General features: G+C 41.9%; 10 protein-coding genes. 5 read left to right on the top strand and 5 right to left on the bottom strand.

Annotated elements, in window-relative coordinates:
- Positions 1-29: 29 nt before the first annotated feature.
- The 4 genes from V6R21_RS03145 (at position 30) to V6R21_RS03130 (ending at position 13,519) form a co-directional block, all read left to right on the top strand.
- On the top strand, positions 30-2,546 hold the full coding sequence (locus tag V6R21_RS03145; protein ID WP_334240805.1) for a T9SS type A sorting domain-containing protein: 2,517 nt from the start codon (positions 30-32) through the stop codon (positions 2,544-2,546).
- 282 nt (positions 2,547-2,828) lie between these two features.
- Positions 2,829-4,472: a tetratricopeptide repeat protein gene (locus V6R21_RS03140; protein ID WP_334240803.1), complete on the top strand. Its 1,644-nt coding sequence runs from the start codon at positions 2,829-2,831 to the stop codon at positions 4,470-4,472.
- Positions 4,473-4,787: 315 nt separating this feature from the next.
- On the top strand, positions 4,788-6,482 hold the full coding sequence (locus V6R21_RS03135; protein WP_334240801.1) for a S8 family serine peptidase: 1,695 nt from the start codon (positions 4,788-4,790) through the stop codon (positions 6,480-6,482).
- Complete coding sequence (locus V6R21_RS03130; RefSeq protein WP_334240800.1) at positions 6,482-13,519, top strand: Ig-like domain-containing protein; 7,038 nt, start codon at positions 6,482-6,484, stop codon at positions 13,517-13,519. Before V6R21_RS03135 ends, V6R21_RS03130 begins: the two co-directional genes overlap by 1 nt.
- Before the next feature lie 165 nt (positions 13,520-13,684).
- On the opposite strand, the gene V6R21_RS03125 is transcribed toward V6R21_RS03130, so the two are convergent.
- The 5 genes from V6R21_RS03125 to V6R21_RS03105 all read right to left on the bottom strand — a co-directional run bounded on the left by V6R21_RS03125 (position 13,685) and on the right by V6R21_RS03105 (position 17,229).
- Positions 13,685-14,908: a permease gene (locus V6R21_RS03125; protein ID WP_334240798.1), complete on the bottom strand. Its 1,224-nt coding sequence runs from the start codon at positions 14,906-14,908 to the stop codon at positions 13,685-13,687.
- Positions 14,909-14,980: 72 nt separating this feature from the next.
- The gene (locus tag V6R21_RS03120) at positions 14,981-15,376 is read right to left on the bottom strand and encodes a hypothetical protein (protein ID WP_334240796.1); all 396 of its coding nucleotides are present in this window, start codon (positions 15,374-15,376) and stop codon (positions 14,981-14,983) included.
- On the bottom strand, positions 15,360-16,124 hold the full coding sequence (locus V6R21_RS03115; RefSeq protein WP_334240794.1) for a class I SAM-dependent methyltransferase: 765 nt from the start codon (positions 16,122-16,124) through the stop codon (positions 15,360-15,362). Before V6R21_RS03115 ends, V6R21_RS03120 begins: the two co-directional genes overlap by 17 nt.
- Positions 16,112-16,852: a DUF2071 domain-containing protein gene (locus V6R21_RS03110; protein WP_334240791.1), complete on the bottom strand. Its 741-nt coding sequence runs from the start codon at positions 16,850-16,852 to the stop codon at positions 16,112-16,114. Before V6R21_RS03110 ends, V6R21_RS03115 begins: the two co-directional genes overlap by 13 nt.
- Positions 16,853-16,854: 2 nt before the next feature.
- On the bottom strand, positions 16,855-17,229 hold the full coding sequence (locus tag V6R21_RS03105) for a DoxX-like family protein (RefSeq protein ID WP_334240789.1): 375 nt from the start codon (positions 17,227-17,229) through the stop codon (positions 16,855-16,857).
- Between the two features lie 143 nt (positions 17,230-17,372).
- On the opposite strand from V6R21_RS03105, the gene V6R21_RS03100 reads away from it, so the two are divergent.
- Entirely contained in the window at positions 17,373-18,695 is a 1,323-nt protein-coding gene (locus V6R21_RS03100; protein ID WP_334240787.1) for a DEAD/DEAH box helicase, read from the top strand.
- The last annotated feature ends 42 nt before the right edge of the window (positions 18,696-18,737 follow it).

Below are 18,737 nucleotides of genomic sequence, written 5' to 3'. Positions count from 1 at the left end.
ACGAATATGCAGTCCTTCAGTGGAATGAGGTGGGCTATTACTATAGAGGATATGGAGGTTCATATACCTTCCAGCTACACCTGTATGCTGATGGCAGGATAAAATTCCAGTACAATACCTTTGATTCGGATGACATGGATTACAATTCCTATATGATTGGTATTGAAGATCCAAGTGAGGAGTATGGCTTGGTTGTAAACAAAACCAAGAGGACTTCGGGTCAATCTGAGTGGTCATACAGAGCTGTAATGATCCAACCACCATTCTTTGGAAAGCTGGCTAATGGAGAAACAGTTGAAGTTCCATTTCAGTACACAGCAACAGGTATGGATGTAGATTCATATACGGATGTAATCAAGGTATTTACCAATGATGCTAGCGCTCAGCTGACAGAGACACCAATTGCTTTGGATGTATACGGTGCGTCAGATCTGTCACTCAGTGTTGCTTCAGTGGACTTTGGTGAAGTATTCTTCTTGAATGACGGTTCTGCGACGGCAACAACATCCTTTACAGTGTATAATGAAGGTAGTAAGCCAGCACCTGTAACTTCAGTGCTGTTTGATGCAGATACAGCTTACTTTGATACGAGTCTTGATTCTGGTGCTGTGATTCCTGCATTTGGAAGCTTGGAAGTGGAGTTGACTTTTAATGCGATGGATGCTGATGTACATGCTGCTAACCTTGTGTTTGTTGCTGACGAGCAGGAATTCTCATTGCCAGTTAGTGGTGATGCCTTGATTGCTGCGGTACTTTCTTATAGTACTGATACCTTAAATTGGATTGTCAACGAAGGAACGCAACAGCAATTTGCCTACACTTTCTCTAATGATAGTGAGGAGGCAACATTGGATTACGGAATGTCATTTGGTCTTGCTCACTGGGGATGGGATGCAGAAAGAGGTGTTGGAGCTATGGCAACAACTTCAGCAATGCCAATGAATATGATGAGTCCTATTCCATCACCATTCAAGGCTGAGCAAATGTCAGTACTTCCAGTAATGGAAATGTCGGTAGCTGAAGACGCTTATACACCAGAAGTATTTGCAGACTCATTGGCATACGATGAGCCTAAAACGGAGCCTTACGGAATTTACTCTTTTGGAGAAGGGACAAACCAGATTAAGCTGGCAACAAAATATGATGTGAACCAGCCTGAAGGTTTCTACCTGACGCACTTAAAGTATTATTTCCGCAGAGAGAACTCAACGGCTCCTTTCGTAATCACAGTACTGAAAGGAAATGACATTGCTTCAGCTGAAGTTATGTTGACACAGGAGTACTTCGGTGGTGATGAAGTAGGCGCTTGGGATACAGTAGAGTTGGATGAGAAATTCCTGTTTGAAAATGGGGAGTCATTCTTCATCATGGTAGCAATACCGGAAGACATCGTTTATACAGCTCCACTTGACCTTGAAAGCAAGACAGCATACGGCCACTATTTTGTAACACCTGATGATGGTTCAAATTGGTACGAGCTGTATGAGATAACTTATTACACTACCGCTATTAAGATGCGCGCAATGTCAGCTAATCCTGAGCATTGGGTAACGCTTGACCCTGCTCATGGCAAGGTGTCCAGCCAGCAGGAGCAAACAGTAAATGTAGCTATTGATGCATCAAAATTGGCAGCAGGTACGCATAAGGCATTCCTGAAGATTGGTAGTAATGACCCATATGCTGAGGATGCCAAAGTACATGTCAATCTGCGTGTCAATTCTGCACCAGTGATGAGTATGCCTGTATCGCAAACAGTAAATGAAGGAGATACGCTTATGTTGAGCATTCCAGTAACAGATGCTGATATGGATAGCATTACTTCAGTTTCAGCGGCAGATGTATATGATGGCCTAACAGCTACCTATGCTGATGGTGCATTAGCTGTATCATTCGGTACAGGTTATGAAATGGCAGGTAACTATACATTCACTTTTATAGCGGCTGATGAGTACGGAGCAGAAAAAGCTTATGATTTGCAGGTGGCTGTGCTTAACACTAACCGTGCGCCTGAAGTAGTATCTGAGCTGACAGCAGTGGAAGTTGAAATCAGCAAGCAATACACATTTACATTTGATTCTGTATTCGCTGATCCTGATGGAGACATGCTGACGTATACATTAAGCAGTGCAGATGCATCAATCGCTGAAGTATATGTTTCAGGTACCAAAGCAATCGTTACGCCGGTATCTATCGGACAGACTTTTATCACAATAACAGCTACTGATACGGAAGGTGCAGAGAAAACTTTTGATATGGCACTTGAAGTAACGGAAGAGGTTGTGTTAGGAGTTAATGATGATCTTGAGGTGACAGGGTTGCAATTGTACCCTAACCCTACAAGTGATTACCTGAATATCCGTTGGGCAAATAGCCAAGGTAACATCACAGTTAAATTGGTGAATGCAATCGGTGTGGTACTATTCAGTGATGAAGTAAAATCATCAGAGACTTACACGGTTGATTTAACAGGAAAGCCAGCTGGTATTTATTATGTTCAGCTGGTGTCTGAAGGCAAGACAGCCGTTCGTAAAGTCATTAAAAAGTAATGGGAGTTGTTACGGGCAAACTTGGTTTGTCCGTAACAAACCAAAATGGGGTAATATGAGGACAGCATTTATTTATACTAGCTGGACACTACTTGAATAACTGTCCTTGTTGTCCCTACATATGATTTTAAACAGGAAAGCCTTGGCGACTTTTGTTACTAAGGCTTTTCTTTTATAAGTGCCTAAAAGCTAGTGTCCGAGTTGTTTAATGGCAGGGAACATTAAAGCTATAAGCCTGATTTAACCTAAACTAAAGACATCATTGTTATAAAACTTTTTGCGATGCGTACTTCTCTATTTACAAAATACCTTTTGCCTTTACTTACAGTAATCCTGTTTGCTGTACAAGCTTATACCCAATCTCCAACATCTAAAGTTGATAGCTTGAGGCATTGTCTTTCCAAAGATCTTACCAGCGAAAGCAGGTTAAAAATACTGCTAGAGCTAGGGAATAAATACCAGAGCCGAAACCTCGACTCGGCTTACCTGTATGCGAAGACGGCTTTGACTTTGGGGGAAGAGGAAAATCTTCAGGACAGTTTACTTGTTCATGTTCATAATTTGTTGGGTAGAACCTATACCAAAAAAGGGAAGTTTGATCAGGCGATTACCCATTTTATTTCGGGGATGAAACAGGCAGAAGCATTGGAGGATAAAGCACTCTATATAAAGCTGCTGATCAATATGGGTGTCGTACACTTCAGGTTAGGTGATATTGATAAATGGGAAGAAACTTGCCTTGAGTCGATCAGGCTGATAGAAGAAAGCGCTTCAGCAGGAGCATTTCCCAAGAAGATCCTATACCTATCGTCAATCTATAATAACCTGGCAATAATATATGAGCACAAAAAAGATACGGTCAAAATCATGGAATACTATGATAAGGCACTTACATATTCTATTGCCAATAACGATAAGCGGAACATTTCATTGATCCTGAATAATATTGGCAATATTCAGCTAGGTCAAGGAAAAATGAATGAGGCTTATACTAACATTCATAACTCGCTTCAGATCAGGAGAGCACAGGACGATACCAAAGGGATGGCCCAGAACTATGATAATCTGGGACGATATTTTTTGCGCTTGTCACAACTGGATTCTGCTGAATTCTATTTCCAGAAAGGGATAGCTGCCTCAAAAATAACTGGAGACTTAACAGACCATATCAATTTGCAGCAAGGGCTGATAAAGGTGTATGAAGCAAAAGGGCAATTTGAAAGAGCACTTCAGGAGCAAAAGCTGCATGAAACACTCAATGATAGCCTTTACAATTTACGGATGGTCATGGAGATTGCTGAAATGGAATATTCCTATGACTTTGAAAAAGAGCAGGCTGCTAACAAGCTGGAACTGGAAAAGAAGCGTTTCAATACCTACCTGATAATAAGTCTCATTTTCTTCCTTACAGTATTGGTTGCAATGGGAAGCATCTTTTACCTCAAGTTACAGAAAAGAACTGTTGAAAGGGAGCGAGAAACCCTGAGCCTTTCTTTGGATTATAAAAATAAGGAGATGGTAACCAAAGCATTGTACCAATACAAGAAGCAGGAACTTATCCACCGTGTCATTCAACAACTTAAGGACCTGTCAGAGCAGATGGAGGCAGGGCAAGTATCCACCATTCAGAAGGTGATCAAAAATTTGGAGCAGGGAACGAAGGATGAGACTTGGGCAGAATTTGAGTTGTTGTTCAATGAAACCCACCAAGATTTTTACAAGACATTGGAGCAGAAATTTCCAAACCTGACTCCTAACGAAAAAAGGCTTTGTGCATTTGTCAAACTGAACATGACCTCCAAGGAAATCTCATCGTTGACAGGGCAGAGTGTACGAAGTATCAATGTGGCTCGAACCCGTCTCAGAAAGAAGCTTCAGCTGACCAATATGGAGACCAGTTTGGCGGATTTTTTCGCGGCGGTATAATTAGGTCAGCTTCTATGCTGATAGAACCTTTAACCGTTTATTAAATACCCATTAAATCTTGATCAACCCCCTCTATTAGGCTCTATTTGGCCATTTTAGGAGTGCTTGTGCACCAATTGTGCACTAGTCTGGAGTATCATTTGGTATTTTGTAGTGTATTTATGCATAGGTGTTTTTCGTCAAAACCGAGCCCACTCCCATAGTTTTACAGCATGAGTATTTATTTCTTTTTCAAGGGGTATCAAGCAGCTGAAAAATGATTTCACGCAGGATGCCAAGAGAAAGAAAACTAACAAACACATCTAAAAATTAATTATGAAAAAGCTGCTACAATTGAAGTTGTGTATGCTGTTTATGGCTGTGTTATGCGCCATAACTACAGTAAAGGCACAGCACTATGAAAAGCAGGTGTTTCGAGTGAAATTCGAAAAGTCCTCTGAACACCAACTGACTCAAATGAAAACTAGACTCAATGCGCATGGACACATTGAGACAGGGTTAAGTAATGTCGATCTACTCACACAAAAACACGGGGTAGTCAAAATGAAAAGGGTGTTCCCTTATGCTGGTAAGTTTGAGGCAAAACACCAAAAGCATGGTTTGCACCTTTGGTACGAAGTGGAGATAGAAGGTGGTGCTGATGTACTAAGTGCAAAAAATGAATTCTATGCCTTAAGCGAGATTTCCACTAGTGAGCTGGTTTACAAGAAAAGCAGCAGGATCTATGAGGAAATCATGCCATCAGGTAATATGACAAAAACACTTTCATTGCCGGATGGTGTAAATGACCCTAACTATGTAGACCAGTGGCATTATGAAAACAATGGACAAACTGGTGGTAAGGTAGATGCTGATATTGACCTTGACAACGCTTGGTTGTTGGAAACAGGTAGCATGGATGTGATCGTATCAATCCATGATGAAGGGGTGGACTTTGACCATGAAGATTTGGCAGGCAATATGTGGATCAACACGGCCGAAATTCCTAACAACGGAATTGATGATGACAACAATGGTTTCATTGACGATATATACGGATATAACTTTGCTGAAGGCAAAGGAGCTATCACACCTGGTAACCACGGTACGCACGTAGCGGGTACTGTCGCTGCGGAGTCCAACAATGGTATAGGTGGTTCTGGTGTAGCAGGTGGTACGGGTGCTGATGATGGGGTTAGAATGATGTCTTGTCAGGTATTCACAGGCTCTGGTAGCCGTGGATTTGCAGCTTCTTATGTGTACGCAGCAGATAACGGCTCTGTTATTTCTCAGAATAGCTGGGGATATACAGTTCCAGGTTCTTATGAGCAGTCCGTGATGGATGCGATCGATTACTTTATTGCTGAAGCTGGTTATGATGAGGCTGGCAATCAGGTAGGTCCAATGGCAGGTGGTATTGTGATCTTTGCGGCAGGTAACGACGCTGATAATGATGAGTACTATCCTGGTTATGACGACAAGGTGATTGCGGTAGCAGGTACCAACCATACAGATTACAAATTCTATGCATCTAACTATGGTGACTGGGTTGATATCGCTGCTCCGGGTGAGAACATTTTCAGTTCAACAGTCAATGACGGCTACTCTGGAAAATATTCAGGTACATCTATGGCTTGTCCGCACGTTTCGGGTGTAGCAGCACTGATTGTATCAAAATTCAAAGATCAAGGGCTTACTCCTGACCATGTCAGAAGTAGGTTGGTGAATACTACAGACCCACTTTCTTTTGAAGGTTCAGAGTACTGGGGTACGGGTAGAGTAAATGCTTACAAAGCCCTAGCTGATAATGATGGCGTAGGTCCAGCGGCAATCACTGATCTTGCAATAAGTGAAATCAGTGACCAATCAGCGATGTTTACTTGGACAGCTCCAGGTGATTTGCCAAATGAATCTCAGGTTACTACATATGAGTTGAGATATTCGACACAACCTATTGATGCGGACAACTTTGGTGACGCAACTTTATTTGTAACGGAAAAGCCTTCAAGACCAGGGCAAGTGAGACAGTAGTGGTAAACAGTCTACTTCCGGCGACTACTTATTACTTTGCGATCAAGTCAGCAGACTATTTTAGAAATAGCTCTGAGATCTCAAATGTCGTGACTGGAACTACAGAAGATGCACCTACTATCGCTATCAGTGGAGATCCAAGTGTAAGCATTGACGTGTCAATTGAGACAACAGCTACAGGAACTTTCACTATTCAGAATACAGGTGCTAACAAAGCACTTACTTATAACATTCTACCAATCTATGGTGGTATAGTTGAGAATACTGTGACTTCTACATTGCTGTATCCAGGTACTGCTACAGACGTAGCGTTCCCTGAAATGCAGACTACTTCTGTGCATCAGGTTTTCGACAATCAGGTAATTAATTCGGGTTCTTCTGCAAGTGTAGGACTAAACTTCATGAATGAAGAGAAGAATGTCCTTGCTTATGATGATGGTGATGACGAAGTCGCAGGGGCTTTGAAAGTAACCAACGTGGATGGTAACTACATTCCATGGACTTCGGCTACCTCTTTTGAAGTGCCGGAGATGGAGGATAGCTTTATTCTTTCTCATATTAAGGCTTATATGCAAGTGAGCTTTGACGCAGCGAAGGAAGAGACAAGACTCGTGATTATTAAAGGTGGCGAAACACCTTTGGAGGGAGAATTACTGCTTTCACAGGATATCGATAACAAAGAAGGAAACTGGTTCCTGGATATTCCACTGGAAATGCCTCTTGTATTCGAGACAGGTGATCAGTTCTGGGTAGCATTTGTATTCCCTGAAAATCGTGTAGAGTACGGGTATGATATCGTAGATGGTGGTCATCGTGCGAATACAAACCTTGCTTACATGAATGGTGAGTGGATAGATATACAAAGTATCCCTGGATATGAGGATTATGTTTGGGCTGTTAGAGCAATTGAAAGAACAGTAGAAGGTCTGGAACTGGATATCAATCAAGGGGTTGTAGAACCATTGGCATCACAAGCTATTCAGGTAACTTATGACGCTGCTGATATTGTAAGAAATGGGGATTACGATTTCGACCTGTATGTGGTTAGTAATGACCCGATCAACCCTGTAACTGTTGTAGATGCCAAAGCAACCATCACAGGTTTGTTGGAGCCGGAAATGGTGGTGACACCAGATTCGATTATTACATCAATTGATGCTGCTGTCAATACAATCGCTACTGAAACAGTAACAATTACGAATACTGGAGATGGTGACCTGGTTTTTGATTTCGAAAACGAGATTGAGGTACCAAAAGTGTCAATTGCAGCGGTTACAGCTCAACCAATGGCTTTGGATGTTCCGGTATCAGCAGACGTAGCGCCATATGTAAGCTCAGAAGTAGATGCGTCAGTTCCGGTAGCTAAATACAGTGCTGGTGCTATCGCTTATGCGCACCAAATTCACCCAGAAGAGTTTTTAATCACTTTCTCTACGACAGAGCCAGGTGAGTACATTTCTCAGGGAGGACTTATTGATTACAATGTGCTTTCAGCTGATTTCCTGAAAGGTGATGCAACTAATATGTACTTCATCAATGATAATACAGAAACCTTGATGAAGCTGAATATTGAGACGGGAGAGCGTACTGTCATTGGCGCTACCTTACCATTCAATGATATCACTACGGATAAATTTGCAAACGTAGTATATGGTACTGATTTCAATGGCTATACTTCTGACTTGTACATTTTGGATGTGAAGACAGGTGGAGCGACAAAAGTTGGTTCAATGGGTGACGGTATCATGGTAGCGATTGCTTGTGACGGTGAAGGAGAAATGTGGGGCTTCAAGTTGAATGATGGCAACATCTATCACATTGACAAAACTACTGCCGAAGCGAAACCTGTTGGTCATGTTGGATTTACTGCCAACTACAACCAAAGTATGTCATGGGATCCGAAATCTAATATCATTTACCTTTCGGCTTACAACTATATTGAGGAAAGAGGAGAGTTGCGCGTAGTGGATACCACTACTGGTGCAACGGAACTGGTAGGTATTTTCCCTAACAATTCACAAGTATCAGCATTGGCATTCCAGGGTGGTGGTTATCATAACTTTACCAGTGTATTGCCAGTGAGAGGTACAGTGGCTCCTTCTGAATCCATGACAGTTGAGGTGACTATCGATGCGACTGAGTTACCAAATGGAAACTACTATACACCGCTGTCATTCAGTACAAATGATTACGATGACCTGAACCATATTATACCTGTCTCATTGGAGGTAACAGGACAGATTGGTGAGCTCAAGGTGGATCACCAGATTAAGGACTTCGGTTCAGTATTGCTGGGTGCTGAAAAGGATTTTGAGCTGACGTTGGAAAATGTAGGGATTGGTTCCTTGGATATCAATAGCATAACTTCTGACAATGCGTTATTCACTACCGACTTTGAAGGGGTGGAGACCATTGACATGAGAGAATCCATGAAGCTGAAGATCAGGTTTAAACCAGAAGCGGTAGGGCAATTCAATGCCGTTCTGACGATCAACAGTAATGACCCTAAAAACGGTGAGACAAAAATTGTCATGACAGGGTCTTCAGTTTTACCTCCGGTAATTGAAATCGTACCGGATACGATTGAAGTAACGCTTAATTCAGGTGAAGTTGTCAAAAGACAGTTTGCCATTAAGAACACTGGTGCTTATCCATTGCAGTACTCCATGCCGGAATATGCTGTAAATAAGGAGCAAGCTGAGAAGGAAGCTAACGGCGAAGGTGTTTCACTGAATGGCTTGGGCGGCCCGGATGAAACTGGCTACAGATGGATTGACAGCAATGACAGCAATGGTCCTGTATTCGTTTGGGACGACATCGCTTCTGATACGACTGAAATCATGCCTGGTATGCAGGGGGGATCACTTTCAGTAGACCTGCCTTTCACATTCCCGTTCTATGCTGAGGATCAGACAAGCATGTCGATCAGTACTGAGGGTTTTGTGATGTTCGGAACAGTAGGGGCTACTTCAAACTTCAACAGGAATATTCCAAATGCCTATACACCTAATGGCATGATTGCACCTTTCTGGGATAACCTGAGAAACAGCCCTACGAAATATGGTCATATGTACTATAAGGAGTTTGCAGACAGGGTAATCGTTCAGTGGGATTCTGTTGGTGCAGGACCATTTAACTCAGGAGGCTCTATCTCTCTTCAGACGGTACTTTACCCTGACGGCAAGATGATGTTCTATTACGACCAGGTTTCTCTGGAAGTAAAGAATAGTGCAACAATCGGTATTGAAAATGCTGATGGTACAGAAGGTCTGCAAATTGCTTACAATGAGCAATATGTAGAGGATAAGTTGGCGGTACTTATATTCCCTGGTTATAAAGGGTATAACAATGTAGTGATCGACAAAACGAGCGGCATCATTCCTTCAGGCGAAGAGGAAATCATTGAAGTAACAATGGATGCTTCAGGTCTTTTGGAAGGTTCTTACAGCCATGAACTGTACATTTCGAACAATGACCCAATTACACCAAAAGGGCAGTTTACTTCTGTTCTTCATGTAATCGGACATCCTGAGATTGCCGTGAGTGATACTACCATCACATTTGATCCAATTACTGAGTCACTGAGTGTGGTGAAGAGTTTGACGATTGAAAACAAAGGTAGCAAGGAGTTGATGATCAATGATATCACTACAAGTGATGCTTCACTGGTAACATCATTCCCGGGAGCGACAACACTGCTTCCTGGTGAGAAAATGTTGCTTGAAGTAACATTTACGCCAACAGTTGCGGGAGCATTTACCGGTACAATCAACATCGATAGCGATGATGACTTTGGTAATGCTGCATTGGCGATTGCTGTATCAGGATCGGCTATCACAAGTCCTGAAATGAAGGTGACCTCAGAGATAAACCCTGTTGACCTGACATTGGTGTCAGGTGAAAAGGATACTGTATCTGTAATGGTAGAAAACCTATCAGGAACAACCTTGAACTATGTGGTTCATGCACCATCATTCGCTAAGATTGACGGAGTAACTGGTACATCTGTGGTTCAGGGTGTTGATAACTTTGGTTATACTTGGGCTGACAGTGATAGCAGTGATGCTGTGACCTACAATTGGATAGACATTGCAAATGAAGGCAACAGACTACCGTTGGGTGAAGGAAATGGTATCTTCGTGAACCTTCCATTCAGGTTCCCATTCTATGGCAATGCATTTGATAAAGTACAGGTTGCTTCAAATGGATTCCTAACGTTCAATTCAAATCTTGGGTCTTCAGGTGGTAGCACAAACAGGGCTATGCCAAACAATTACGATCCGCATAACCAGATCGCAGTGCTTTGGGATGACTTGGATCCTGAAGAAATGGGAGATGTATATTATCTGGCTACAGCCAACGCATTGATTGTTCAGTATAACAATGTGATGAGAGATTATTCGGATTATACAGCTACATTCCAAGTGATCCTTTATGCAAATGGAGACATTAAGATGCAGTACAAGGATGTAGAGGATTATAGACAAATCAATAGTGTATCGGTAGGTATCGAAAACGAAGATGGTACTGATGGTCTGACTGTGGTTCACAATGAACTTTACTATCTGAAAAATGAGCTGGCAGTAATGATTACAAGCCCTTACTATAAGGGATCGTTGGAGGCAGGTGCTTCTGAAACTGTCGACTTGCTAATCGATACAGAGACTATTTATGATGGGGTTTACAGTGAGCCAATCAGAATCGTAAGCAATGATGCTGCAAACCTTGTGACAGACATCATGGCTACGCTGACGGTGACAGGTACACAACAAATGACCCTGAGTGCTGACGCAATTGAGTTTGATTCTCTGTTCTATGTGGAAGGTGAAAACTTCGATCAAATCAAGGAGTTCACAGTTCATAACATGGGAACTAAAACGTTGGCTATTGACTCACTGTGGTTCAGTGAAAAGGTGGCTGGATTTGCTTCAGACAAGATGTATAGCTTCACAGTAGCGCCAAAAGACTCAGCTACGATAAGAGTGAAGTTTACGCCTGAGCAGGCAGGGGTATTTATGGATACCTTGAATTTGAGAAGTGACGATACTACTTCTCCTATTGTGTCAGTAGCATTGAAAGGTACTGCTTTGCTACCTCCAGTGGTAACAGCCAGTACGCTTGATATACTGAGACTTGAAATGCTGACGACTGACATCGCTACAGATGTAATGTCACTAGGCAATGAAGGAAACAGTGACCTTAGTTACGAAGCGGACATAAAATATTATCCTTATGGATTGCCGGAAGTAATGACTGCAGGTGTAACCTCGTTTGGAGATTCAATCTATTACGATCTGGATACGATACCTCACGGTTATTATGGTCAGAATGGACAATCAACTTCAAAAGTGGCGGTGAAGTTTACACCGGAATCAGCGAAGTTCTACCTTACTCACGTAAGCAATTTCTATAAGAATGAAGGTGCTATTGAGCCATCTTTGATGCAAGTGTACAAAGGCGGAACAAGACCTGAAAATGGAGAGTTCCTGTTAAGCCAGCAGTTTACGCACTCTGAAGCAGTAGAGGGTTACAATGCGATCATCGAGTTGAATAAGCCTCAGTTATTCTATGAAGGTGAATACTTCTGGGTAGTCTTCACATATCCGAAGTCAATGCCGCATCCTGCTGCTTACAATGACAGAACGCCTGAAATGGAACGTGCCTCATGGTACTTTATCAATGGGTACGGATGGGTAAGTGATGGCACTCATAATTTCAAGATCAGAGCGTTGGAGCAAACTGGTGGATATGGCGACTGGTTGAGCATTGATCCTACATCAGGTAATGTAGATGCAGATACAACTCAGGAGGTAACCTTCAATGTGGATGCGTCTAAAGTTGATAGAAGCGGTTACCATTATGCAATGGTGACTTACCATACCAATGACCCTCTTACTCCTTCGGTACAGAGAGCAGTTGAGATTTATGTAAACCACAAGCCTAGCCTAGAGGTACTGAACAACATCTACGTACAGGAAGGTGACTCAGTAGCGTTTGTAGCCAAGGCTTCAGATGTGGATGGTTCAATTGCCTCAATCGCATTGTTGGAGAATGACGCATTCACTTCAATTGAAGTAAATGACAATACTGCAACCATCACTTACAGTCCTGACTTTGAGCAGGCAGGTGATCACATTATATCACTGGTTGTTACAGATGACAAAGGTGAATCGGTGACAGTACCGGTAAATGTTACTGTATCCAATGTCAATAGAGCACCTATGGCAAATGCAGTGGATGACATGCAGAAGTACCGTTTTGAAGGTGTTGCCTCAATTGTAGGAACTGATATTTTCACCGATGCAGATGGTGATGAGCTGACTTATAGAGCAGAAGTTGTAGATGAGTCAGTAGCCCTAGTAACGGCTACGGCGTCAGGCTTTGACATTACACCACTGACTGATGGGGTTACGGCGGTAACGTTGTTTGCATCGGATGGATTCCTTGAAGTATCAACGGCATTCAACCTGACCATTGTTGGCAACCGTGCACCTGAAATTGTAGCTGAGCTGGAAGCAGTTGAAGTGGAAATCAGCAAACAATATACATTTGACTTTGGAGCTGTATTTACAGATGCAGATGGTGATGAGTTGACTTATTCATTGATAAGCAATGATGCAGCTATCGCTGAAGTGTATGTTTCAGGTACCAAAGCAATTGTAACGCCAGCAGCTATTGGACAGACGTTCATCACGTTAACAGCAATGGATACAGAAGGTGCCGAGGTTTCATTTGACCTGACACTGAATGTTATTGCTGATATTGTGTTGGCGGTTGACGATGAGTTAGCAGTTACAGGGTTGCAGCTTTACCCTAACCCTGCAAATGACTTTGTAAACATCCGTTGGAACAATGGTGGCAGCCAAGCTAACATGACTGTTAAATTGGTGAATGCGATTGGTGTTGTACTCTTCACTGAAGATGTGAAGTCAGCAGAGACTTACACAATTAATCTTTCAGGAAAACCTGCTGGCATTTACTATGTGCAGCTGATTTCAGAAGGCAAGACAGCCGTTCGTAAAATCATTAAAAAGTAATGGGAAGAGTTACGGGCAAACTTGGCTTTGTCCGTAACCTACCAAAAGGGATGGGCAGCATTTATTTAAACTAGCTGGACACTACTAGAATAACTGCCCTTGTTTCATCCCTATATGATTTAACTTTAAAAGCCTTGGCATTCAGTTGTCAAGGCTTTTATTGTATTATGGCTGAACAAACAGTTTAATTACCATACCAGCGACCAGCCATACATAACAAATCCAAGCCAGCCATTTCAGTAGTTTTTCCAGCATCGGACTTTTGGGGGCCATTTCCTTATGGTACTTAATTTCTTTTCCCTTATAAAAACCCAAATAAATCAGCACTCCAGACAGAACCACAAAAGCAATATTCATAAAGAAGGTATAGTCAATCTTGAAATGCTCTTTGTCTGTGATGCTTTTCTCACTGCCTTCAGGCAATAGACCGAAAATATCAAATCCATAATGCAGTAACATGGAAGTAATAACCAAGGAGCTAAAAAGCAGGAATAGAATAAAGAGGGACATTTTCCATCCGTAATATTTGGCATTGATTCGCAAGACCGGAAATACAACCAGGTCACTGAATATAAAAGCCATTACACCAGCAAAACTAACTCCCTTGTCAAACAGCAAGGAAGCTAACGGGATATTACCCATTGAACCAATAAAGGTGAGAAATGCTGCAACTGGGCCTACAATCACATGCTCTAATAGAGTGAAAAAGTCAAAACTATCCTTGTTTTCACCTGTATTGATAAAAAGTGTTTGGAAGAAGGAATCGGGAACAAAGGCAGCTACAATACCCGCAATCGTGAATCCAACCGTTACGTCTTTCCACACCATTTTCCACTCCATGCCAAACTGCTTCCCGACTTTAGCCCAGTTTTCAAAGGACTTGATTTTCTCCTTGATAGGTTTGGTACTCTCCTCAGTATCCTTTGACTTTTCAAGGTTCTTTTTAGCCTTTTCGATCAGTTCTTTAGGGTTGATCAAACTGATTAGTAGCCAGCTGCTAAGAATGAGCAATATGCCTCCGAGATATTCCCCTACAACAAATTGCCATCCCAAAAAGATGGAAATAATGATTCCGAGTTCAATCACAAGGTTGGTAGAAGCCAACAGGAATGCAATGGAGGAGACAAAGCCAGCTCCTTTCTGAAACAATGATTTGGTAGTGGCGAGGGCAGCAAAACTGCATGAACTGCTGATAAACCCAAAAAATGTACCCAGCATTATACTTTTGGTATTGTCTTCACCCATAGTCTTTTGCATACGTTTTTCTGTTACAAAGACTTGAATCATGCTGCTGATCATATAACCGAGGATAAAGGCCCAAAGAGCCATCCAAAAAAATCCGGTAGTGGTATAGGCCGCTTCGCCCCATTTCTGAAGAAAGTCGTTCATCCGTAGTAGCAAGTTTTAAGGTTGACGTCTCTCTGAACAGAGAGATAGATGGTTAGAAATATTGAAGATCATTCAATATAAATATACAACCCCAAACACTACACTCAAATAAACCCACAGAATAGAGAATAGGACATGGACTGACGTTTCAAACCATTTCCCCTTCCATAGCCTTGAAGAGTACCCAAAAAACTGAAATAAGAGGCGAAAAGACCAGAAGACAGAGAGTCCAAGCGCCACCTTTTTTCCAAGGGAAGTCCCTGTCAGTTCATCAGAGGAGGTTAGGCAAAGTAATCCCATCAGCAGTACAACAAAGGCAATAAAGAACGTATGGATATACATCATTTGCCTATTAATCAGGCTAACCTGATGAAACTCTTCTTTCCAGTTAAAGTATCTGGGAAATACCACGTGTATTGCGGAAAGGACAATGAGTAATATACCGATTATTTTAAGTTGTAGTGCCATACTTCTGCAAGATAAAAGTGGTGATAAAAGGCGTGATCTTAAATTCTTCAACAACTTCTAAGCCGGCAGCTCTGAAGGTGTCTAACCATGTTTTTCGGGAATGGAAATGGAGGAAGCCAATATTATAGGCTAAAAAATTGGCAGTATCCTGTAGGTGTTCAGTGACAGTTATTTTCCCATCAGGTTTAAGAGCCCGATAGAGTTCCCGAAAGAACCGAACCCGTTCTTTTTTGTTTCTGATCTCGTGTGCAGAAAGGAGCGTAAATACCTGATCAATTGACTTTTCTGCTAATGGTAAGTCAGTAGTCATCACGGTTTGTGTTCCCTCATACGGAGAATAAACTTTTCGAGCCCTTTTGATTGATATTTCGGTATGTTTCAGAGGGTCATAGAAATCGAAAACGGTAAGGTTTGCCTGTTGAAATTTTTGTTTTAGCAGTAAGCTGGTTTCATCAAAACCCGCATGGATATTGATAATATTCAGAGACTTATCTTGATCAAGGGTATTAAGCCAATTGAGTTTATATAAGTCAGAAAAGTCATAGATATAAGAAGAAACAAATAATGAAATCACGATTGAGCTTATCACAAGCAAAGAGATTGTTTGAAGATAATGAGGCGCTACGATTTCCGATTGGCTTTTAAGTATTTGTAATCCGATTAGGATGATGATAGCTATTACATAAAAATGCCAGTTAAACCGAATAATATTCCATGTTCCCTGAAAGGGTTTCCTTACCTGTTCCATATTTCAACTTTTCCTTTTTTCCAGTAATAGGGAATATTCTCCACCTTGAAAGCACTGGCAAGTATAGCCCCTTTTCCAATGAGTGGTTCAAGATTGTCCAACTTGTACTGAAGCACCTTGATAGGTTGGGGTTGCCAATGTTGCCTGACTCCTTCAATAATCAGCACCTTGTTTTTCTTTGGGCTATAAGTGAAGGTAAAAGGCAATGGGCCTGCAAACCTTCTGGCAGTTTTCCAATCCGTAAAAGGGGAATAAGACGGTAATTCAATCGCTTCCTGACTATGGCTGTATGCTATATCTAAACCTGAATGAACGGATGTGAAACGTGTATGGTCTTTATTTCGCTCAGTCTGAATATCGGTTTTATGGTAATTGTAATGAGTAAAAATATTCCCCATCACCTGCATTTTCGACTTATCCGTTTCAGATTTGATAATGTACAATCCCCGTAGTCTTTTCCCTTTGTTATTGATATAGGTAACAAATATCCTGTAACCGATCAGAAAGAAATCATTCCCCATAACTTTAGGAAATCCTTTTGGTCTTAGCCCTTTTGTTTGCACCATGGCAACAGCCACAAAAGCCCATTTATCCTGATAGGTATCCAATGCCAGGCAAGGGGGCAAAAGGTGTTGAAGCTGCTCCTTGGGAATCGCAAAAGTGAGTACTGTAGAACAGTCAAAAAATGCCTCTACGGCAAAAGGGTGGTTTTTCAGTAATGATAGCATCGTTACAGGTTTTGAGTGACCTCTCGATTCAAAACAAATTCATTGATATAAACCATTAGCACAAACAGTAAGGCAAACAGCATGTTTAACCTTCCCCAAAGTAATAGGTGTGGTACAGCTGTCACTTCAATAATATTCATGGTAAGTACCACAGCCATTTGAATCAGGGCATTCATTTTGGATTTAAAACCACTGAGAATCCAAACAGCCATGACTACTTCAGCCATTCCAATCATAAAAGTGAGGGCAGGGGCATGCGAGTGTCCCAGTATTTCTGCTACAATTTCTTTGTGTCGAGGTACAAAGTTCAGCATTTTACAAAAAAGACCGTTGGCAATCCATACGGCAGCTATTGAAAAAGTTATAGTTCGGCGCATGTCGAGAAGTTAGTTAGATTTTAATTATTTACGAAGCATTTCTATCATGGTTTCCTTCTCTACAGTGTTATTTTTTAATTGAGGAAGAGGGTAGATCATAGTTTTTACACAATTATTATGGTCAATCTCTTTACCTTTGCACCATGAAAAATAACAATAATCTGCAATCAGCTTGGGAAGCACTTGATATTGTTTCCCTTAACCAAATGCAGGAAGCTGCACTCGAAGCCACTGCCACAGATCAGGATGTGATACTGTTATCTCCAACAGGGTCAGGCAAGACTGTAGGATTTTTGCTTCCAGTATTGAGAAGACTGGATGCTGAAGTGAAAGGTGTTCAAGCATTGGTGATGGTGCCTTCACGGGAGTTGGCATTGCAGATTGAGCAGGTATTCAGAGGTATGCGAACTGGATTCAAGGTGATGAGTGCCTATGGAGGACATTCGATCTCTACGGAATTGAAAAGTATGTCCGAAGCCCCTGCGGTTTTGGTCGGAACACCGGGTAGACTGGAAGAGCATTTAAGGAGAGAAAGCTTTACAACGGATACAATTCACACCCTTGTACTGGACGAGTTTGACAAGGCGTTGGAGTTTGGTTTTTGGCAGGATATGGACAGTATTATTGGACAACTGCCTACTACAAACTTGCAACGTATTTTGACTTCTGCTACACAGGCGGTAGAGATACCTGCATTTGTGGGAATGCAAGACCCTAAGGAGTTGAACTTCCTGACAGAAGAAAAACCAAAAGGACTGACTTTGCATGCCTTGAAAGCGGAAGGAAATGACAAGTTGGAAGCCTTGCTTCACCTTTTGGGTTTGATGAATAATGAACCAGCCTTGATTTTCTGTAACCACCGTGCTGCTGTCGATAGAATCGGGGAACACTTAAAGTCACACGAGCTGGTGTTTGACAGCTTTCATGGAGGACTAGAGCAGGATATGCGTGAAAGGGCATTGATGAAGTTTAGAAATGGAAGTGTTAAGTTGCTGCTAACGACAGATTTGGCATCAAGAGGACTTGATATCCCTGAGATCAAGCATATTATTCATTACCAGCTGCCACAGTCAGAAGAGGCTTACACGCATCGCAATGGTCGTACGGCAAGGATGCATGCAGAGGGAAAAGCCTATCTGGTTTGTTCGGAAGAGGAGGAAATCCCTGCATATGTAACCTCCCAATTGGAGTGGCTGCAAATGCCAGAGTTGGTAACGTTACCCGAAAATCCTGAATGGGTCACGATTTATTTTTCTGGAGGCAAAAAGCAAAAGATCAACAAGATTGATATCATGGGGTTACTTGCTAAAAAAGGGAAACTCTCAAGAGAGGAAGTAGGGCTGATTGAGATAAAGGACTTTGCCAGTTATGCGGCCATTAAGAGGGAAAAACTGGATGAAGTGCTCAAGCTTTTGAAAAATGAACGAGTGAAAAAGCTGAAGTTGAAAGTAGCTGAGGCAAAGTAAAATATTAGGAGTCGGAACAGTTTTCCGACTCTTTTTTTGCAC

The sequence above is a fragment of the Limibacter armeniacum genome, from assembly GCF_036880985.1.
GTDB classification, from domain to species: domain Bacteria; phylum Bacteroidota; class Bacteroidia; order Cytophagales; family Flammeovirgaceae; genus Limibacter; species Limibacter armeniacum.
The sequence above is the reverse complement of the archived record's forward strand: the minus strand, read 5'-3'. Positions and strand labels throughout refer to the sequence as shown.